This is a genomic window from Streptococcus oralis (genome assembly GCF_021497885.1).
GTDB classification, from domain to species: Bacteria; Bacillota; Bacilli; order Lactobacillales; family Streptococcaceae; genus Streptococcus; species Streptococcus oralis_BQ.
In genome coordinates this window covers 819801-841575 of the sequence record NZ_CP046523.1, presented here as the reverse complement: position 1 = coordinate 841575, position 21775 = coordinate 819801, and the positions used below count along the sequence as shown (strand labels likewise).

The following is a 21775-nucleotide window of genomic DNA, read 5'->3' as shown; positions in this document are numbered from 1 at the left end:
ATAGCACCTCCTAAGAGATGCTATCGTTTGGTAACTAGTCTACTGTTTCTTCCAAGTCTTTTAACTTAACCGAAACAATTTTAGACACACCTGATTCTTGCATGGTAACTCCATAGATAGAATCCGCTGCCGCCATGGTTCCCTTACGGTGGGTCACGACGATAAACTGACTATCCTTGTCAAAGCGGTTGAGATAATCCCCAAAACGTTTGACATTGGCTTCATCAAGTGCCGCCTCTACCTCATCCAAGATAACAAAAGGAATAGTCTTGACTCGAATGATAGAGAATAACAAGGCCAGAGCCGATAGGGCTTTTTCACCACCACTCATGAGGTTGAGAGACTGGATTTTCTTACCTGGTGGTTGAACAGAAATCTCTACACCAGCTGTTAAAAGGTCGCCCTCAGTTAATATCAAGTCTGCCTGACCTCCGCCAAACATCTGTCTAAAAGTCACTTTAAAGGACTCACGAATAGCCTCAAAGGTTGATTTAAAGCGTTCCTTAACTTCATCATTCATCTCTGTGATTGTCTCAAGAAGCAGGTTTTTCGCAGACAAAATATCATCTCGTTGGCTATTTAGGAAATCCAAACGGTCATGGACCTCTTCGTACTGTTCAATAGCATCCAAATTGACTGGACCCAGTGAGCGAATAGCCTTCTCAAGATCTTTAACCTCTTGCTCTGCCAGATTGAGATTTTCCAACTCATGCGCTTTTTCTAGAGCCTCAGTGTAGCTGATCTGGTACTGGTCAGTTAATTGAGCTTGTAGATAGCGCAAGCGTTCGCTGACCTTTTCTTTCTTGGCTTCAGCACGTGTTTGTTTGCGAATCCACTCCTCATTCTGCTGACGAGCCTGGTCCAAATGGCTGGCAATATCATCCAGCTGACCTTCGATATCATCCAACTCAAACTGCTTACGAATCAAACCTTGTTGGAGGTTTGATTTCTGAGTTTTGGCCTCTTCCACTTGCTGACTTAGCAGATCCGTATCAACCTTCTCAAGATTATCAACCTTTTCTTGGAGGATACGCTGGATTTCCTCTTGTTCGATATCCAGATTATCCAGTTCCTTACCTAGACGTTCAATATCAGTCACTTCGTACCGCTTTTGTCCTTGTAGTTCTGACTTAAGCAAGCGTGCTTGCGCTACTTGTTCCTGCAAGTTTTGATAGCGTTCTTGAATAGCGTTTTTATTCGACTTAATCTCTTCAATCTCAGCTTCTAGATTTTGCTTTTCACTCGCGATAGTAGCAAGGCGCTCTTGGCATTTTTCCTTATCCGCTTGCCAATCTCCTTCAGAAAGACGATTTAATTCCTCTTCTTGAAGTTTCCAAAGAGTTTCTAACTCTTCCACTTGCTGATTGGTTTGTTGATAAGCGAGGGACAAGCCTTGCTCCTGGATACGAGCTTGCTCACCCTGAGATTTGATGGCTTCTAATCTTTCTGTTAATACCGCCATCTCATCTTGCAAAGTCTTCAAAGTCTCTTCTTCTGAACGCAGGCTTGCTTCTTCTTCAGCAATTTCTTTTTGTAATTGCTCCAGCTCTGGCTTGATGAAGATACTGTTATTCTGACGATTGGCACCACCCGCGTAGGAACCACCTGTGCGCAACTCTGTCCCATCCAGTGTCACCATACGAACCTGGTAACGAACTTGACGAGCAGCTGCACGCGCATGTTCTACGGTGTCAAAGATAGCCGTAGTAGCTAGCAAGTTCTTGAAAATGGCTTCTAGTCTCTTGTCAAACGACACCAACTCATCAGCCATACCAAGGAAGCCTGGACTTGATGCGATAACATCTTGATTCTGACTAGAAATCGTACGAGCCTTGATAGTCGTCAACGGAAGGAAGGTTGCACGACCGGCTCTGTTGCGCTTGAGGAAATCAATAGCCTTAGTCGCTGCGTTCTCATCTTCTACGATGATGTGCTGACTGCTCGCTCCAAGCGCTATTTCTAGGGCAGTTTGATAATGAACATCAAAGGTCAAATGCTCACTGACTGCACCAATAATCCCACCTAGACAGTCTTTTTCTTGGAGAACACTCTTAACACCCGCGTAAAAGTTGCTATGATTTCTAAGGATATTCTCCAAACTTTGGGCTCTAGCCTGCTTGTTTTTGAGACTATCCAAACGGTCAAAGAGTTGGCTCTGCTGGGCTTGGTAAGAAACTTTCTTTTCCTCTTGCTCCTTGGCACCAGCTTGGTAGTCAGCCAATAATTTCTGAACCTGCTCCTTGGCAGTTTCAAGCTCAGACTTTTGCTGACTGGCCTTTTCTTTAGCTGTAGCCAGTTGTTCTTTCAGTTTCTCAAGTTGATCTGCTTGTTTTTGAGATAGCTGACGGCTGTTCTCTAGTTCATTCTCGATGCGGGTCAACTGGTTTGAGACATCCGCTTCTTCTTGTAAAAGAGCGACAAAGCGTTCACGCAAGATCTCAATCATCTGGTCAGGATCATCTGAAAAAGCTAGCAATTCTGCCTCTAAACGATTGAGTTCCTTGTTGTTTTCAGCTAGACTTTCCTCTAACTGTGCCAGATTTGCTTCTTTTTCAGCCTTCTCTGTACTTAGAGTCTTTCTCTTATCTTCTAAAGATGCCAAACGAGCTTGTGCTTCTTGTTGATTGAGAGCAACTTGCTCAGATTCCAACTTCGATAGGGCTAATTTTCGCTCTAAATCACTTATCAGATTCGTCAGATCCATCAAGCTCCCTTGGTCTTTAGACATTTGAGCTTGGAGATCTTGGCGTTTCTTTTTAAGACTTTGATTTTCTTCTTCTAACTCTTCACGCTTTTGGTAATAGCTCGTCAAAAGTTCCTGAACCTGAGTTAGTTCTTCTTCCGTCAGCTCTAGTTCAGCCTTATTTTCCTTGATTTGGGCAACCAGTACATCCAAGTAAATAGCCTTGCGTTGACCATCCAGATCGAGAAACTTGCGAGCATTCTCGGCTTGTTTTGCAAGAGGCTTGATTTGATTGTCCAACTCATAGATAATGTCCTCTAAGCGATCTAGATTGTCTTGAGTTTGTTGCAGTTTGCTCTCTGTCTCTTTTCGACGAGTCTTGTATTTTAAAACTCCAGCTGCTTCTTCAAAAATAGCACGGCGTTCCTCTGGCTTGGAATTAAAAATCTCCTCAACTTTCCCTTGGGAAATGATGGAGAAGGAATCCCGTCCCAAACCGGTGTCCAAGAAAAGGTCGTGTACATCACGCAGACGGACTTTCTTGCCATCAATTCGATACTCGCTATCTCCACTACGGTAGATATGGCGTTCTACTTTAATGACTTGCCCTGCATCCTTGATAAAACCATCTTCATTATCCAAGGTCACGACAACAGAGGCATAATTGAGCGGCTTACGACTTTCGGTCCCAGCAAAAATGACATCGGGCATCTTGCCACCACGGAGACTCTTAACACTGGACTCCCCCAAGGCCCAACGCAAACTTTCTGTAATATTTGACTTCCCAGAACCATTGGGCCCAACGACAGCTGTCACGCCTTGGTCAAAGACGACCTTGGTCTTGTCAGCAAAGGACTTGAATCCCTGGATCTCAATTTCCTTTAAATACATGAATCCAGCCCTTTCTCAACGGCATTTTTTGCAGCCTCTTGCTCTGCTAACTTCTTAGAACGGCCTTGGCCCTTTCCGATGCTCTTGCCCTCAACCAGAACTTCTACATCAAAAACCTTATCATGAGCAGGTCCTATCTCAGAGATAACCTGATAGCGAATGTCCACATCCCCATTGACCTGGAGCAACTCTTGCAGGTGTGTCTTGTAATCCTTAATCATTTCAAAATCACCTGCTTCAACCTTGGGTATCATGACCTGATAGATAAACTCTTTTACCTTAGCAACATCCTTGTCCAAAAGCAAAGCACCCAGAAAAGCTTCAAAAGCATCACCAAGAATGGTGTCACGATTGCGCCCACCAGACTTTTCTTCCCCTTTTCCTAGCTTGATAAACTGATCAAACTGGCAATCACGCGCAAAACCAGCCAAACTCTCCTCGCGGACAATCATAGCACGGAGTTTAGACAAATCTCCCTCTGGTTTCTTAGGATATTTTTTATACAGATATTCTGAAATCAATAATTGCAGAACAGCGTCTCCTAAAAATTCCAAGCGCTCATTGTGTGAAATTTTTAAGAGGCGGTGCTCATTGGCATAACTCGTATGAGTAAAGGCCGTTTCCAGTAAGTTTTTGTCTGCAAATTCGATTGCAAAACGCTTCTTCAGTACAGTTTGTAATTCTTTCATACTGACCTCTTTCTAATAATTACGATCCTTTCTATTATAACAAAAAAAGCCCTCTGAGTCACTTTAAAACGGGACTAGGAAAGATTTGGGTAGTTTTTGAAAAAAGATTTCCAATTTTGGAGGAAATATAAAGAAAAAAGCCTTATTTAAAGGCTTTTTAGGCTGTTTACATCCACCCTGAGGGAATCGAACCCCCATCTCAAGAACCGGAATCTTACGTGATATCCATTACACTAAGGGTGGAAACTTGTTTTATTATAACAGAAATTTGCTCTAATAACAAGTTTTTTATGAGTAGACTAAGCGTCCATTAGTGGGAAGCATCTCCGTTCCAGATAGAATTTTTCACGATAACATAATCAACATGTTTAAGGTCGGCAACTTTTCGTCCACCTGCATAAGAGATAGCACTTTGCAAATCCTGCTCCATCTCAGTAAGGGTGTCTTGCAAATGCCCTTTAGCAGGCAGTAAGATGCGCTTACCTTCCACATTTTTGTAAGCGCCTTTTTGATACTGTGAAGCTGAACCATAGTATTCTTTGAACTGTTCGCCATTAACTTCAATCGTTTTCCCTGGACTTTCGATATGTCCTGCAAAAAGGGAACCAATCATGACCATGCTAGCACCGAAACGGATAGACTTAGCAATATCTCCGTGAGTACGAATTCCTCCATCAGCAATAATCGGTTTACGGGCAGCCTTGGCACACCAACGAAGGGCAGCCAACTGCCAACCACCTGTACCAAAACCAGTCTTGACCTTGGTGATACAAACCTTACCAGGACCGATTCCAACCTTAGTAGCATCCGCACCAGCATTTTCCAATTCACGAACAGCTTCTGGCGTTCCTACGTTCCCAGCAATGACAAAGGTATCTGGCAACTCTTTCTTGATGTGTTGAATCATAGAAATCACGCTATCGGCATGACCATGAGCAATGTCAATCGTGATGTATTCCGGAGCATCAGCCTTGAGTTGGCTAACGAAGTCATACTCGTAATCCTTGACACCAACAGAAATGGAAGCAATGAGCCCTTGATCGTGCATACGTTTGATAAAGGGAATGCGCCCCGCTTCATCAAAACGATGCATAATATAGAAGTATCCGCCTTTAGCAAGTTGCTCTGCTACGTTCTCATCCAAAATCGTCTGCATATTTGCTGGCACAACAGGTAGTTTAAAAGTGTGTTTTCCAAACGTAATACTTGTATCTGCTTCTGAACGGCTTTTAATCACACATTTATTTGGGATCAACTGAATATCTTCGTAATCAAAAATTGGAAATTCATTTAACATATCGATGTCTCGTTTCTTTTGTAATGACCTACCTATGCTTGTGCATCACTACGTCTTTTCCGACGTTTCCTCAATTAATTCTACACCAAAGTACAGATTTTGTCAAATATTTTCAACAATTAGATTATATTGTTCGGAAATTACTTGTATAAATAGCAAAAAAAGCGAAGAGATTACTTTCTCCCCACTTCTTCATCAATAATCGCTTTAAAATTTTCTTCTGAATTTTCCATCATTTTACAAAATGCACTATAGGATGAGGCATTCTGAGGGATTTGGATAGACCACTTCTTCAATTGAGCTCCATAGCCAACTACTTTTCCTATTTCACTATTTACTGACTGCTCCATACTAGGAAAAATCAGTCCAGCTTTCTCAGCTTTTAAAATATATGAATAGGAAATCAGCTGGAACAAGTCCTCGCGGTTAATTCCTTTTTCAGTGAACTCCAGTTTTTTATATTTTGCATCTAGAACAATCTTTCGTTCTCTGTCATAAAAATCTGGATATACCTTTCGTTTCCCAACAGAAAATACTGAAATTCCGTTCGTCTTATCTTTATTTCGTGGATGGATGAAACCTTTTGGCAACAAGGTATGAATATACTCTTCCCAAAGCCAGGCAACATCAAAGAGAATACCATGTACCCTTTGAGATTGAGGTCCAAGACCATGCTTTTCTCTACTTAGAATCATCAAGCAGAGTTCCTGTAACTTTCTGTACTCTCTGAAGTAGGCATGTCGGATAGGTTTGATTTTATTCATTCTGATAATCTTGGCACGATCAGCTAGTTTATAAGATGAGGTTACACGAGTAATTTCTGTCATATTTTCACGATTACTATCGAGCAGAACTCCAAAACTTTTCTGATTCTTTATGTACTCAATCGTATGCCGAATCAACTGCATGAGTGGATTATCATAGGTGAACTCCCTAGTGGTATAGGCAATATTTCCCGTAAAAGGGAGATTTTTTTTCAGATGATTTCCAACATCTAGTACACCCTTTACATGACTATCGTTATGGAAATATCGCTGGTATTCCTTATAAAGACCTTTTCTGAGAGCAGCTTGAAGATACTTGGGAAAGAGGTAAACCAAGAGTTGATAAAGCTTATCTTCAGGAGATAGACCGACATCCAAACTAGTCAGATTAATATTGAGAACCTTTTGTAAAAGATAATGCAAAAAATGGTCGTTACTTTCATCAGAAAAACGAGAGGAAATCGTCAATCTTTCCTGACCACAGCCCAGAAAACCAATCACGTTCCCTGTCTTGATTTTCTGATTAACTGTTTCAAAAATCTTTTGGTCCTTGTCTAAATCAGGAGAATTCATCAAATCATTCGGAAAAATAAAAATATTGTCCTCTCGAGAAAGGTTATCTAGTGTTCTATCAAGAAGTACTTGACTTAGGTTGGGATATTCTGCGACAAGGTCCTCTTTAGCAATTCTATACTGATTATCAGTTATTCGCATTATCATCACCAGTATCTTGCCGATCTGTTCGCTCGTTATTTGTCAGATCAAATGCTTTTTTCAATGTATCCAGAGTTTCAGCCTCTTCATAAGAACCTCGTAAGTAATCTTCCAAAAGTGGTTTGAGGTAATCAGACCAGAGTAATTCATAGTCAAAATCTACATCCTGCAACTTAAGGAAATAACTTGGTCCAATATGATAATGGCTGTTTAATTCCTGAACGTTTTCGATAGCAACATTCAAATTTCTTAGACGTTTTTTCGCTTCCTCCTCATGTCCATCTAGTTCGTTATCTAGAATGTATAGCTGGCTTTCAGCAGTAACTTCAACAAAACGGAAACGACGGCGCATAGCAAAATCAAAGGTGTCTACTGAACGATCAATATCATTCATTGTTCCGATGATGTAGACATTTTCAGGGATATAAAACTTGTCATCCGTCTCATGTAAATTAGCATACTGGGTGGAAACACTCCCCCTTTCGCCACGATATTCAGGATCAATAGAGAAAAAGAGTTCACCAAAAATCTTAGAAATCTCACCACGGTTGATTTCATCAATGATGAAAACGAATTTTTTGTCTGTGGCAATTTCTGTTGGAGAAATATAATCTTTCAGACCAAATCTTTTCTTTAAAGTTTCTAGGACTTTTTTTCCTTGATTACGATAATAGGGCTGTTTCAGATATTTTTCATCTTTATAGAGTTCATAAACATAAGATTTTGTTAAGCAAGTTCCTTGGGCTTTAGTCTCATAATTGATATTAAAATTATTTCGACTATTTACTGTGAGATAGGAAAATTCTGTCAAATATTCTTTTTCATCTCTGCTATTTACATATTCAAGATAAAGATCCCAAGCTTCATCAAAATTATCTTGTCCTCCAGTTTTTTGAGCTTCTTTAGCCTTCTGACAAAACTTCTTAAAAATACCGTCCTGCAAGCCAAAGTTAATCTGTCCATCATTTACCAGGATTGGTCTCAACCCCTCTACAAAATCCGTATAATCATAGGAAGGGTGAAACTGTACAAATTCGATTTGGTCTTCGTTGCCACCCGTTAATTCTTTGGCAATTTCTTTAGCAAGATAAGTTTTTCCTGTGCCATGAGCACCGCGGAGGATGAGGTTTTTGGATTTTTTTAATTTATCTAAATAATCGTCAATATTTTTATTCATAACAACTTTCTCTATATTTTTTCTGTATGTACCATTTAGAATGGATTTATATAAATTGATACGTTCTGAATTTCTATCCCAGTTGATGGTTTGTCTTGTACCTTTTTTTCTTTGGTATTCCCATCCACCATCTACTTTCAACCAATTAACACCAATACAATGTTTAAACTCTGTTTTTGTTTCATCAAAGTAATATGTTTTCACACATTGTCCAATACCTAAAATTTTGTTTAATCCTGAGGTAGCTATTATATAATCATTTATTTTTATGTCATGTGCAAACTTCCAAATAAATAAATTTCTCTGCTTTCCTTGCTTCAATTCTTCAGGATTATTGTAATCTAAAATATTAGATAAATTAGAATCAAAATCTATACAAGCTATATTCTCTTCTTTAAATAAAGACCAAACTTTTCCACCTCCTCCTGCAACTATCATCCAATAATTTAATTTTTCTTCCATTTTGTAGCTCCATTTTCATATTATAGGCTAGTTAGTATTTAATATTTCAAAACCCTATTTCATATATAGAATATCATATCTATTAAAAAAAGAAAAGAAATTCTAAAGAAAAAGCCCAGTGTTAGGAGCTTCAATGTCTCTTAACACTAGACTTCTTTTTTTATCTTAATAATACTCACCTTGACGGTAGTCCCATGAGTTAAAGGTATCTGACAGGTGCATCATGATTTTATCAATGTCAAGCCCTTTACGGATAACGACTGGTGCTGGTGAAGTTGAACGTGCTCCTCCTTGTTCTGGGATGAGTTTGCCATCTTTATCGACCATAGAGACCATCACACCTTGCTCGTAGCGCGTTTCAATCGTTTTGTCAGGTTGGATAGATGCCACATAGTCGTCTGCTTCGATAACAAGGTCCACTGCTCCTTCGATACGTTCTCCTATTCCTTCTACCTTACCACGGTTTCCTTTTCCAGATGGGTTGGCTGATGAGGCGTAGACCATCTTGCCTTCTTCCCAAAGTTTGGCAGCCAACTGTTCACCAGCTTTACCAAACTTGATGACAAAACAGCTAGTACCACGAACGTCAGTCATGAGTTCTTCACGGCCATCACCGTATGCTTTGAGTTTTTCAAAAGCTTCTGGTTTCCAAGGAAGGATACAACCAAGGAGAATATCTTCATCCCAATGTTTTTGGTAGAAGGCTTCAATTTCTGGGTTTAGTTGTGCTAAAGCGCGTAGCTCGTCCATGCTACCACAAAGTACAACACCTGGTTTGTTACGGTTACGCTCTTTAGCCTCAAATTTGCGTTCAAGACCTGCCTTGTCGCTGGTCATAATGATGTAACCAACTTTTGTAGGGCATACAATGCACCCACCCTCACCTTTTAAAATGTCATAGCCTTCTTGAGAAAGTGTTCCGTTCCATTGAATGTGTTTTGTCATAGTTCTATTTCCTTTTCTATTTTTTCTAATCCTGCCAGTAGGCTGGTCGTCGTTTTTCATAAGCAGCAATCAAGTCTTCATACTGCAAAGTAATTCCGATATCATCCAAACCATTTAAAAGCTTGTGTTTCCACTCGCTATCAATTTCGAAAGTGAATTCTCCAACTGGTGAGATGATTTTTTGTTGTTCCAAGTCTACAGTTACCTGGTCGGTCGGTTTGAGTTGGGCTAGCTTTTCTCTAACCTCCCTAGGCTGAACAATAGGCAACATGCCATTATTGAGTTCATTATTGTAATGAATATCACCGAAAGATCCTGCAATCACGACCTTAAAACCATAGTCAGCTAGAGCCCATGCTGCGTGTTCTCTTGAAGACCCTGCGCCAAAGTTATCCCCTGAGATGAGGATACTGGCTTTACGGTATTCAGGTCGGTTAAAGACAAAATCTGGATCCTCAGTGTAGTTATCGTCCAGATAACGCCAGGCATACATGAGGTACTTACCAAAGCCCTTCTTATCAATTAACTTGAGAAACTGCTTGGGAAGGATTTGGTCAGTGTCGATGTTATCATTCATGAGAGGAACGGTCGTTCCCGTATAAACTGTAAATTTCTCCATATCCTCTCCTTACTGGGCTTCTGGCATCTGTCGAACATCTACGAAGCGCCCTGCGATGGCTGCCGCAGCTGCCATGGCTGGACTGCAGAGATGGGTTTTAGCACCAAATCCCTGTCTATCTTCAAAGTTACGGTTACTGGTTGAGGCACAGTGGACACCATCAGGCACCTTGTCCGGATTCATCCCTAAGCACATAGAGCAACCTGGGTCTCTCCACTCAAAACCAGCGTCTAGGAAAACCTTGTCCAAGCCCAACTTCTCAGCAGCTCGTTTGACAGGACGAGAACCAGGTACTACGATTGCCGTTAGATTGGGAGCAATTTTCTTCCCTTTGACAAATCGCGCAGCCAGTTGCAAATCACTGAGACGAGCATTGGTACAAGAGCCAATAAAGATATAGCCTAGCTCAATATCTGCCGGCTTTTGACCAGGCTCCAAGTTCATGTAATGATAAGCTCGTTCATCATTCATATCCTTAATTTCTGGAAAACTACTGTCAAAGTCGACCCCCATAGCAGGATTTGTTCCCCAAGTCACCATAGGAGCCAAGTCTGAGACATCCATCCGGATAACCTTATCATAAACAGCATCATCATCGCTGACTAGGGTTTTCCAGTCAGCAATCGCCTCCTCGAAAGCTTCGGGAACGCATTCCCGTCCCTTAAGATAGTCATAGGTAGTCTGATCTGGATTCATAATTCCCATCTTGGAGCCAAACTCAATGGACATATTGCAGATGGTCATTCTCTCTTCCATGGTCAAAGCATCAATCGCTTGTCCACGATATTCAACCACATAGCCAACACCACAGGCAACGCCGTACTTGGCAATTAAGGCGAGAATGTAATCCTTAGAATAAACTCCTTTTTGAGGAACACCAGTGAATTCTACCAGCATTTTCTTGGGTTTGACCTGCCAGAGGGTCTGGGTAGCAAAGACATGCTCAACCTCACTGGTCCCAATCCCAAAAGCGATAGCTCCGAAAGCTCCGTGAGTAGCTGTGTGGCTATCTCCACAGACGATGAATTTTCCTGGTTGTGTTCTTCCAGTTTCTGGTCCAACCATGTGAACGATTCCCTGCTTTTCAGAACCATGAGCCGCATGTTCAATCCCAAATTCCTCAACATTTTCAGCCAGCTTATCAATTTGCGCCTTGGAAATGACATCTCGAATATCGTAGATATTGACAGTCGGAACATTATGATCAAAGGTTCCAAATGTCAAGTCTGGCCGTCTCAATCTTCGTCCTGCATCTCGTAATCCTTGAAAAGCTTGGGGACTGGTTACCTCATGAATATAGTGCTGATCCACGTACATGAGTTGGGGTTGCCCTTCTTCTCCTGTGATAACATGGCGGTCCCATAATTTATCAAAAATCGATTTTCCTGCCATCCATTACCTCCAAATAAAATATAAGGCCACTAGTGTGGTCACCATCCCGAGAAACCAAACTGTTTTAAAATACCATTTTCTAGTCTTGTGGTGAAAGGTGATTCCTGCTAACCAGGCACCAAAACCACCACAAGCAATGGCTAAAATGAGTAAGATTTTCTCTGGAACGCGCCAAGCACCTCTTCTTGCCTTGGATTTGTCAATGCCATAAATCAAGAAAACCATGACATTCCAAATCAAGAGGGCAAGCGTGATTCCTTCATTTATCTTCATAATCTTTCAATGATGGCTTCTGTCATTTCCTTGGTCGAAGCCTGTCCTCCAATATCTCTTGTTAAAATGCCAGCCGCTAAACTAGCTTCAACAGCACGTTCGATACGCTCTGCATCCTCATAACGTCCAAAACTATCTCTCAACATCATGGCAACTGACAAAATCATAGAGATAGGATTGGCAATTCCTTGACCTGCAATATCAGGTGCCGAACCGTGAATAGGTTCATAAAGACTTGGGCCTTTTTCAGAATGACTGGCTGATGGCATGACGCCAAGTGTGCCTGATAAAACGCTTGATTCATCAGATAAGATATCTCCGAAAAGATTTTCCGTCACAATGACATCAAACTTAGCAGGACTGGTAATCATGAGCATGGCAGCTGAGTCCACCAACTGGTGCTCCAAGGTTACATCTGGGAAATCCTGCGCGACTTCCTCAGCTACTCTGCGCCAGAGTTTTGAAGTCGCTAGAACATTTTGCTTATCGATACTAGTAACGATTTTTCTGCGATTTCTTGCAATTTCAAATGCCTTGCGAATGATCCGCTCTACTTCCTCATAGCTGTAGTCGTTGATATCACGCGCTTTCCGCTCTTCAAGGATATGATCTCCAAAGTAGATACCACCTGTCAACTCACGTACCACGACAAAGTCTACACCAGCAATTCGTTCCGGTTTGAGAGGTGACAAATGCTTGAGACTATCAAAAATCTTAACAGGGCGAATATTAGCATAGAGATTGAGTTCCTTACGAAGAGCCAGCAAGCCTTGTTCAGGCCGAACCGATGCTCCATCATACTGAGGACTACCGATAGCCGCAAGGAGAATAGCATCTGCTTCTCTACATGCCTTAAGGGTTTCATCAGGTAAGGGATGCCCCGCAGCATCAATACCCGCACCTCCAAAGGGGCGTCTGTCTATCTCATAGTCAAAGCCTGTTTTTGAAGCTAGAGCTTCCAGAACCGCTAAACCAGCTTCCATGATTTCTGGACCGATTCCATCCCCTGCTAGTGCTGCTATTTTCTTTGTCATAGCCTTCTCCTTTACACACTAGGCATGTCTCGGTAGGAAACGCTGCGCCCCATCTCACCTGCATTCTCTTTTTGAACAAAAGTATTGGCATTGATATAAGCAATAGCTGAAGCCTTTAACACATCGAAATCAAGACCTGCTGCGTTAAAAATGGTTTCTGTATCTCTGTTTTCAACAGTAACCAAGACACGAGCTTGAGCATCAATTCCATCTGTCACAGCATCAATGGTATAGGACACCAAGCGGACAGATTGGTTAAAGAACTTATCAATAGCGTTAAAGATTGCTTCAACGGAACCTTGTCCTGTCGCATTAAATTCGACTTTTTCACCATCCATATTAGCCAGACTAACAAGCGCTTCAATGTCATTATCTGCATGGGTTTGAAGTTGTAAATCATCAAAGTGGAAACCTTCTGGGTTTTCAACCATGGTTCCAGCTACCAGAGCTCGAATATCTGCATCTGTGATTTCTTGTTTCTTGTCCGCTAGTGCCTTGAACTTAGCGAAGAGTGGTTTGATATCCTCTTCTGTAAAATCTAGGGCCAGTTCTCTTAGTTTTTCTACAAAAGCGTGGCGACCTGACAATTTTCCAAGCGGAAGGCTATTACTCTTAACACCGACCAATTCAGGTGTGATGATCTCATAAGTAAGAGGATTTTTAAGAACTCCATCTTGGTGAATACCAGACTCGTGAGAGAAGGCATTTCCACCGACCACCGCTTTATTTTTAGGAACTGGTATACCTGAGAAGCGAGAAACCATTTCTGACGTATTAATGGTTTCATTTAGGACAATACTTGTTTCTGCTTGGTAGTAATCTTGGCGAATATTGAGAGCCACTGCTATTTCTTCCAAAGCAGCATTTCCAGCTCGCTCACCAATGCCATTAATAGTTCCTTCGACACGTCCTGCACCATTCTTGACAGCAGAAAGGCTGTTAGCCACTGCCATTCCGAGGTCATCGTGACAGTGAGGAGAATAGATGATCTGACGATCAGTTTTGACATTCTCAATTAAGTATTTGAAGATGGCACCATACTCCTCTGGCGTCGTAAATCCAACCGTGTCAGGGATATTGATATAAGACGCCCCTGCATCAACCGCTGTTTGAACGACTTGCAAGAGGAAATCCAACTCTGTCCTGGTCGCATCCTCTGGAGAAAATTCGACAATTTCAAACTTAGAACGTGCGTAAGAAACATGCTCCTTAATAGCTTCTAAAATCTCTTCCTTGCTCTTATTGAGCTTATACTTGCGGTGAATCGGACTGGTCGCGATAAAGACGTGAATCTGAGGATACTTGGCATCCTTGAGCGCCTCATAACAAGCATCTATATCAGACTTGACCGAACGTGCCAAACCTGTCACCGCTGTTTTTTTCAAGACTTTAGCAATCTCCTGAACTGCTGTAAATGAATCTGGGCTAGCAGCTGGAAAACCAGCTTCAATGGTTGAAATGCCCCATTTCTCCATCTGCCTTGCAATGGCAATTTTTTCCTTGATTGAAAAGTTAACGCCAGGTGTCTGCTCTCCATCTCGAAGGCTGGTATCTAGAAATTCAACTGTTCGCATAAGATTTCCCCTTTTCCAAATATAGTTTTAAAAAAACATCTCGCTCAGAAACCCAAGCGAGATGTTGATTTACTCCCGCTTGGTAAGCCAAACAGGACTAATGCTTTTGCACTAGCCCGAGTACCTCAACAACAAAGCAAATTGATTAAACTTAGCTGTTTTCATGTTTGACTTTCTCCTTCGTTTGATATCTTGTTTAGTATTCTAGCATAGGAAAAATCTCTTGTCAAGAAAAAATCCATTATTTTCTGAAAATTTCTTCAGTAAAGAATATTTTGCTAATTGAAAGTATTTGAAAACTCAAGCAAATTCCCCTATTTTTTCACGGTTAGGTTCCAACTTCTTTCCATCAATTTCAGTACCATTTCATCTGACAAAGTATCATCAAGTGTCAGACTAAGCCAGTAGCGTTTGTTCATATGAAAGGCTGGGTAAATTCCCTTTTGCGAAAGCAAGTCAGCCACTTGGTCGTGTTTGAGGTTGACTGCTTCCACTAGCCCTTCTCTCCCCTTATCTAACTTATCCCACGGAATTCTCATCAAAACAGCATACCACTTTTGATTGCCTTCATGGCGCAATACAGCAGCATCAGGTGATTTTTCCCACAGATACTCCAGCTGATTCCCATAATCTTCCTGAACCTGAGCCATGATACGCTTAGTCTGAGGGCAGATAAAATCCTGCACATCAAAACAAGCCTTCCGAATCTGGTAAAGAATCTCCAAACAAGCCTCACGGACACTTCCGACAAAACTTCCCCGCATACTTTCCATATGTACTTGAGGATAGAGGTCACCCGTTTCCTGGTCAAAGACCTGAAAGCTCACATTATCCGGAGTGATAGAAACTGTCATGAAAAAGTCACCCTGCAAAATCTGGCAACTATAGGTCCAGACTTTCCCACTTTCTACAAAACCATAGGCATGGGCTTTTTCTTTATTAAACTGATAGGATTTAAAAATTTCAAACATAAGTGAAAACTGCTACCAAAAGCTAGCAGTTCCTTTCTATTTTTTAAAAGACAACCTTGGTTCCATGCAATTGTGTCACACCCAGCTGGTCGATAAAGGCTTGACGGTTGTCAAGGTCAATCCCTCCACCTGGTAAGATTTCAATTTTACCTTTAGCATGTTCCAAAATTCTGTGATAATGGGCAAAACGTTCTTCTAGCGAGTCTCCAGACACACCAGCACGAGTTAAGATACGAGTGACACCAGCTTGGCTGAGCCAGTCAATGGCTTCCAACTGGTCTTCATCACTCAATTCATCAAAGGCCATGTGGAAGACAATTTCCATTCCTTTAGATGCGACAATCAGCTTCTCAAGATTAGCCTTATCCAACTTTTTATCAGCAGTTAATGCTCCAAAAACAACCCCTTGACTTCCAGTCTGAGCAGTCAAACGAATGTCTTCTAGCATGATTGCTATTTCAAGATCAGTATAGACAAAGTCGCCACCACGGGGACGAATCATGGTCATAATGGTCGTATCGTAGTTAGCTGCCAGTTCAACCGCTGCCTTGGTCACTCCATAGCTAGGTGTTGTTCCTCCTACTGCTAGATTGTCACAAAGTTCGATTCGACGAGCTCCAGCCTGTATCGCTTTTTCAAGCAAGGTCACATTTTCAGCACAAAATTCGTAAATCATTTGATTCTCCTTGATGTTTTCTTTAAATTTATTATATCATATTATTTTAAATAGGCTTTCATTTTTATCAAGGCAAATAACTACTATTTTTATCTATTCTTTGTCAGGAATGACTTTAAAGAGATAGTAGGTGATAAAGACAGTCAAGGCTCCCAGACCGATTTTGACTGGCAAAAGAGGAGCAAAATAAATAGAAATTCCCATCAAGATATAGATAGATACGATGATTTTTTTCTTTCGTTCTCGCGCGATTGACTTGGTTTCCCGAAAGTCAGCTACATAGGTCTGATAAAGCTTTGTATGATAAAGCCAGTCTTCAAAACGCTTAGAAGATTTTGAAAAGCAAGCGATAGCTAACAAAAGAAAGGGGGTTGTTGGTAAAAGTGGTAGGACAACTCCAATAACAGCTAAAGCCAGTGAAATAAAGCCAATACTGAGATAAATGATACGCATGATTTCTCCTAGATAAATTACTCTTCCTCTAGTTTCGCATACAAGGGGGAAATTTGTCAAGCATCAACAAAAAAGAGCCTGAAATTCATTTTCAGGGCTCTGCATTTTATTTAATTTTCTCTTCTTCGTAGTCGCCATTACTACATACAACCTGCTTGCCACCACCACGGACTTTTTTCTCCACAAGGAAGTGTCCGCATTTTGGACAGTCACGGCCAATTGGTTTGTCCCAGGAAGTAAATTCACATTCTGGGTAACGATTGCAACCATAGAAGATACGATTGCGCTTGGTTTTGCGTTCGATGATTTGTCCTTGATGGCAGCTTGGACACTCGACACCAATCTCTTTGACAATCGCTTGTGTGTGACGGCAGTCTGGGAAATTACTACAAGCATAGAATTTACCAAAACGACCGAGCTTAATCACCATTGGACTGCCACAAACTTCACAGTCAAATCCAGCTGGCTCATCCTTAATCTGGATTTTTTCCATTTCGGATTCAGCCTTGGCTACTTCTTTGGAGAATGGTTTGTAAAATTCATCAATAACACGTTGCCACTGCTCTTTACCAACTTCGACATCATCCAGTTTTCCTTCCATCTCAGCTGTGAAAGTCACATTGACGATATCTGGGAAGCATTCAACGATGAGTTTATTGACAATTTCTCCCAACTCTGTTGGTTCAAAACGTTTAGCTGCCAGACGAACGTAGTAACGTTTTTGGATGGTTTCAATGGTCGGAGCATAGGTTGACGGGCGTCCAACCCCATTTTCCTCCAAGGTCTTGATAAGGGTCGCTTCAGAATAACGAGCAGGTGGTTGAGTGAAATGTTGTTCTGGCTTGCTATTAACCTGCTTGACCACATCTCCAACTGCCATATCTGGCAACATTTTGTTCTTGTCAGAGTCATTGTAAATAGCAAGATACCCATCAAACTTAACTTGGCTTCCATTTGCCGCGAATTGGACTCCATTTTGAGAAAGCTTAACAGCAATGGTATCAAAGATAGCTCCTGTCATCTGGCTGGCCACAAAACGGTTCCAGATAAGGGTATAGAGCTTGAGCTGGTCTTTGTCCAAGTACTTAGAGATGCTTTCAGGTGTGTTAAAGACACTAGATGGACGAATGGCTTCGTGGGCATCTTGAGCACCTGAGGCATTCTTGACCTTGCTACCATGCTTGGAATACTTGCTACCAAAACGGTCGTTAATGTAGCTTGCAGCTTCGTTCTGAGCCACAGGACTGATACGAGTCGAGTCAGTACGCATATAGGTAATCAAACCTTGCACACCTGATCCGATATTGATCCCTTCATAGAGCTGTTGAGCCACCATCATGGTCTTTCGAGTACGGAAATTGATTTTGTTAGCAGCATCCATCTGCATGGTTGAAGTCGTATAAGGTAGGGGCGCATTGCGTTTGCGTTCTTTCTTATCTACTTGGTCTACTGTAAAATCTTTGCTAGTCAAATGGGACAAGACTTCTTTGACTTCTTCGTTGGTGGTCAATTTCATCTTTTTGCCATTCATACCATAGAAAGAAGCCTGAAATTGCTTGGTTCCCTTCTTAAAGACACCATCAATTGTCCAGTATTCTTCCGGTTGAAAGGCATTGATTTCATTTTCACGGTCAATGATGAGCTTAAGGGCAACAGACTGCACGCGTCCTGCTGATAAGCCCTTCTTGACCTTTTTCCACAAAATAGGCGAAATCGAATACCCTACCAAGCGGTCTAAGACTCGACGAGCTTGTTGGGCGTCGACCAAGTCCATGTCAATCTTGCGAGGTTCTTTAAAAGCATTTTTTACTGCGTCCTTGGTAATTTCATTAAAGACCACACGGTTGGCATCATTCTCGTCCAAGTTGAGAATGTGAGCCAAATGCCAGGAAATTGCTTCTCCTTCACGGTCCGGGTCACTCGCCAGAAAGACTTTATTGGCCTTTTTAGCTTCTTTTTTCAAGTCATTAATGAGAGGGCCTTTTCCACGGATATTGATATACTGCGGTTCATAGTTATTTTCAATGTCGACTGACATACTGGATTTTTTCAAATCACGGATATGTCCGACACTGGCTAAAACCTTGTAATTTCTGCCTAGATATTTTTCAATCGTTTTCGCCTTAGCAGGCGACTCCACGATGACTAGATTTTTCTTAACTGTTGATTTTTTCTTCTTTGTTGCCGTAGCCACACTATCACACCTTTTCAAAGTAATAAACTTTATAAAGTGTAAACCATTTTTAAAGACCTGTCAAGACTTAACTCCTATAGTATAGAAGAAAAGTTTATCTGAGTGAACCATTTCTCCTTAAAATTCAAACTCTGCTAGTACATCTTGCCCACTTGTGACCAGTTTTGCTCCCTCTTGGATCAGGTGGTGACAGCCATCTGAATGGCCATCTAAAATGTTTCCTGGAATAGCAAAGGCATCGCGCCCTTCCTCCATAGCACGCTCACAGGTGATGAGACTGCCTGAACGCATCCTTGCCTCTGCTACAATAACCCCACGACAAAGTCCTGCTATGATACGATTTCGAGCTGGAAAATGAAATTTCAGAGGTTGCTCGCCAGGTCCATATTCGCTGAGAACCAGATGATCATTGCCAATGTACTCCTGCAAGCGTTTATTGGCTTTAGGATAAAATACATCCAATCCTGTTCCAATCACAGCAATCGTTTTTCCACCATTTTGGAGTGTAGCCATATGGGCAGCGGTATCAATTCCTTTGGCCAAACCACTGACCACGATTAACTCGTTTTCCAAACCTTGAATGACTTTCTGAACCGACTTTGCTCCCTGACTCGAACATGAACGACTCCCTACAACAGCAACCTTTGGAAATTTCAATAAGTCTAGATTTCCTTTATAAAATAAGAGCGCTGGAGCATCATAAATCTCACTCAGATCCCAAGGATAACAGTCATCAAGAATAGAAAAGGATGGAAATTTTTGGAACTCCTTCTCCAACTGTGCATCATCTATCTGGAAATAGCGTTCCATAAAGACAGCAGGATTACGGCACCCAGATATTTCAGCAATATCACCTAGCAAGAGCTCCTGATCTACAGTCTCGTCATATTCAAGAACAGTTAAAATCTGTTGATTGGTCAGTCCAGCTTTGCGCAATTTGTAAATCTCATAGTTTGTGATCTTCATATACAACTCCATTTCTTTTTCTACTCATCTATCTATTCGAAAAAATAATAAAAAGAAGACCAGTTGATCTTCTTTTTTCATTTATTCAACTTTTGTATGTGATAACTTGTTTCATCAAAAACATAAAAAACTCTTGAGAAATCTTCAAGAGTTTTGTTTTTTATTTCTATTCTTCATCCATACTCAAGACGCTGAGGAAGGCTTCTTGAGGGACTTCGACAGAACCAATGGCTTTCATACGCTTCTTACCAGCTTTTTGTTTTTCAAGAAGTTTGCGTTTACGCGAAACGTCACCACCATAACACTTGGCAAGTACGTTTTTACGAAGGGCCTTGATATCCGTACGAGCCACAATCTTGTGCCCGATTGCTGCTTGAATTGGAACCTCAAATTGTTGACGAGGGATGATTTTCTTGAGCTTATCAACGATGAGTTTCCCACGTTCGTAGGCAAAGTCCTTATGAACGATAAAGCTGAGGGCATCGACCTTGTCTCCATTGAGAAGGATATCCATTTTCACCAGCTTAGATGGACGGTACTCTGACAATTCATAGTCAAAGCTTGCATAACCACGCGTCGAAGACTTAAGCTTATCAAAGAAGTCAAAGACAATTTCAGCAAGTGGGATTTGATAGATAACATTAACACGATTGTCATCAATATAGTCCATGGTCACAAAGTCCCCACGTTTGCGTTGAGCCAATTCCATTACTGCCCCAACAAACTCCTGTGGTACCATGATTTGCGCCTTGACATACGGTTCTTCAATGGTCGCGATCTTAGTCGGATCAGGAAACTCAGACGGGTTAGAAACATCCATAGACTCACCGTCAGTTTGGTTAACCTTATAGATAACAGACGGAGCTGTCATGATGAGGTCAATGTTGAACTCGCGCTCTAAACGCTCTTGGATAACATCCATATGGAGAAGTCCAAGGAATCCACAACGGAAACCAAATCCCAGCGCCTGCGATGTTTCTGGTTCAAATTGAAGACTGGCATCGTTGAGCTGCAATTTTTCAAGGGCTTCACGAAGGTCATTGTACTTGTTTGATTCGATTGGATAAAGACCTGCAAAGACCATAGGATTCATCTGCTTATAGCCATCCAATGGGTCGGCAGCAGGATTGCTTGCTAGGGTCACTGTATCTCCGACACGAGTGTCTTGAACCGTCTTGATAGAAGCCGCAATATAACCAACATCACCAGTCGCAAGGAAATCGCGCCCTACTGCTTTCGGAGTGAAAATTCCGACCTCCGTCACATCAAAGGTCTTTCCATTGCTCATGAGCTGAATCTTATCGCCAGGTTTGACAACTCCGTCCATGACACGCACTTGGAGGATAACCCCACGGTAAGCATCGTAGACAGAGTCGAAAATCAAGGCCTTGAGTGGCGCCGTTACATCACCAGTTGGTGCTGGCACTTTTTCCACGATTTGCTCAAGAATTTCTTCGATCCCAATACCAGCCTTAGCAGAAGCTAAGACAGCTTCACTGGCATCCAGTCCAATGACATCCTCAATCTCTGTACGAACGCGCTCTGGATCAGCTGCTGGTAGGTCAATCTTGTTAATGACGGGCAAGATTTCCAAATCATTATCCAAGGCTAGATAAACGTTGGCAAGAGTTTGCGCTTCAATCCCTTGGGCCGCATCGACCACCAAAATCGCCCCTTCACAGGCTGCTAGCGAACGCGACACTTCATAGGTAAAGTCCACGTGCCCCGGTGTGTCAATCAAGTGGAAAATATAGGTCTCCCCATCTTTCGCAGTATAATTCAGCTCGATGGCATTCAACTTAATGGTAATCCCACGTTCCCGCTCTAGATCCATACTATCCAAAAGTTGAGCCTGCATTTCACGACTAGAAACCGTCTCAGTCTTTTCCAAAATGCGGTCTGCCAGCGTTGACTTCCCGTGGTCAATATGGGCGATAATAGAGAAGTTTCGAATCTTCTCCTGTCGTTTCTTTAATTCTTCTAAGTTCATGATGCTCTTCC

General features: G+C 41.7%; 17 protein-coding genes and 1 tRNA gene. All 18 read right to left on the bottom strand.

Going from position 1 to position 21775, the window contains the following annotated elements:
• Window positions 1-34 precede the first annotated feature (34 nt).
• The 18 genes from smc to lepA all read right to left on the bottom strand — a co-directional run bounded on the left by smc (window position 35) and on the right by lepA (window position 21764).
• Complete coding sequence (gene smc / locus GOM48_RS04225) at window positions 35-3574, bottom strand: chromosome segregation protein SMC (RefSeq protein ID WP_235098552.1); 3540 nt, start codon at window positions 3572-3574, stop codon at window positions 35-37.
• Entirely contained in the window at window positions 3565-4263 is a 699-nt protein-coding gene (gene rnc / locus GOM48_RS04220) for a ribonuclease III (RefSeq protein WP_000661470.1), read from the bottom strand. Before rnc ends, smc begins: the two co-directional genes overlap by 10 nt.
• 171 nt (window positions 4264-4434) lie before the next feature.
• Window positions 4435-4506 (bottom strand) — tRNA-Arg (locus GOM48_RS04215).
• 67 nt (window positions 4507-4573) lie between these two features.
• A complete protein-coding gene (locus GOM48_RS04210) occupies window positions 4574-5560 on the bottom strand; it encodes a GMP reductase (protein WP_235098549.1) in 987 nt (328 codons plus the stop codon).
• Window positions 5561-5733: 173 nt separating this feature from the next.
• Window positions 5734-7038, bottom strand: coding sequence for an McrC family protein (locus GOM48_RS04205; RefSeq protein WP_235098739.1), 1305 nt, complete (start codon window positions 7036-7038; stop codon window positions 5734-5736).
• The gene (locus tag GOM48_RS04200) at window positions 7025-8677 is read right to left on the bottom strand and encodes an AAA family ATPase (protein ID WP_235098545.1); all 1653 of its coding nucleotides are present in this window, start codon (window positions 8675-8677) and stop codon (window positions 7025-7027) included. Before GOM48_RS04200 ends, GOM48_RS04205 begins: the two co-directional genes overlap by 14 nt.
• Before the next feature lie 165 nt (window positions 8678-8842).
• Window positions 8843-9622 carry an L-threonylcarbamoyladenylate synthase gene (locus GOM48_RS04195; RefSeq protein WP_000160505.1) on the bottom strand — a complete coding sequence of 260 codons (780 nt, stop codon included), beginning with the start codon at window positions 9620-9622 and terminating at the stop codon, window positions 8843-8845.
• A 25-nt stretch (window positions 9623-9647) separates the two neighbouring features.
• Window positions 9648-10241 (bottom strand): 3-isopropylmalate dehydratase small subunit, encoded by a 594-nt coding sequence (leuD, locus tag GOM48_RS04190; RefSeq protein WP_235098544.1) that lies wholly within the window; start codon window positions 10239-10241, stop codon window positions 9648-9650.
• Window positions 10242-10250: 9 nt separating this feature from the next.
• Window positions 10251-11633 carry a 3-isopropylmalate dehydratase large subunit gene (leuC, locus tag GOM48_RS04185; RefSeq protein WP_235098542.1) on the bottom strand — a complete coding sequence of 461 codons (1383 nt, stop codon included), beginning with the start codon at window positions 11631-11633 and terminating at the stop codon, window positions 10251-10253.
• 3 nt (window positions 11634-11636) lie between these two features.
• Window positions 11637-11906 (bottom strand): DUF1294 domain-containing protein, encoded by a 270-nt coding sequence (locus GOM48_RS04180; RefSeq protein ID WP_235098539.1) that lies wholly within the window; start codon window positions 11904-11906, stop codon window positions 11637-11639.
• Window positions 11903-12940, bottom strand: coding sequence for a 3-isopropylmalate dehydrogenase (gene leuB / locus GOM48_RS04175; RefSeq protein WP_235098537.1), 1038 nt, complete (start codon window positions 12938-12940; stop codon window positions 11903-11905). Before leuB ends, GOM48_RS04180 begins: the two co-directional genes overlap by 4 nt.
• 11 nt (window positions 12941-12951) lie before the next feature.
• Complete coding sequence (locus tag GOM48_RS04170; RefSeq protein WP_235098535.1) at window positions 12952-14514, bottom strand: 2-isopropylmalate synthase; 1563 nt, start codon at window positions 14512-14514, stop codon at window positions 12952-12954.
• A 314-nt stretch (window positions 14515-14828) separates the two neighbouring features.
• Window positions 14829-15485: an MmcQ/YjbR family DNA-binding protein gene (locus GOM48_RS04165; protein WP_235098533.1), complete on the bottom strand. Its 657-nt coding sequence runs from the start codon at window positions 15483-15485 to the stop codon at window positions 14829-14831.
• Window positions 15486-15528: 43 nt separating this feature from the next.
• Window positions 15529-16161: a copper homeostasis protein CutC gene (locus GOM48_RS04160; protein WP_235098531.1), complete on the bottom strand. Its 633-nt coding sequence runs from the start codon at window positions 16159-16161 to the stop codon at window positions 15529-15531.
• A 93-nt stretch (window positions 16162-16254) separates the two neighbouring features.
• Entirely contained in the window at window positions 16255-16614 is a 360-nt protein-coding gene (locus GOM48_RS04155) for a YbaN family protein (RefSeq protein WP_061420861.1), read from the bottom strand.
• Window positions 16615-16720: 106 nt separating this feature from the next.
• Window positions 16721-18808 (bottom strand): type I DNA topoisomerase, encoded by a 2088-nt coding sequence (gene topA / locus GOM48_RS04150; protein WP_235098529.1) that lies wholly within the window; start codon window positions 18806-18808, stop codon window positions 16721-16723.
• Between the two features lie 117 nt (window positions 18809-18925).
• Window positions 18926-19774 carry a DNA-processing protein DprA gene (gene dprA / locus GOM48_RS04145; RefSeq protein WP_235098528.1) on the bottom strand — a complete coding sequence of 283 codons (849 nt, stop codon included), beginning with the start codon at window positions 19772-19774 and terminating at the stop codon, window positions 18926-18928.
• A gap of 166 nt (window positions 19775-19940) precedes the next feature.
• Complete coding sequence (lepA, locus tag GOM48_RS04140) at window positions 19941-21764, bottom strand: translation elongation factor 4 (protein WP_125399597.1); 1824 nt, start codon at window positions 21762-21764, stop codon at window positions 19941-19943.
• Between the last annotated feature and the right edge of the window lie 11 nt (window positions 21765-21775).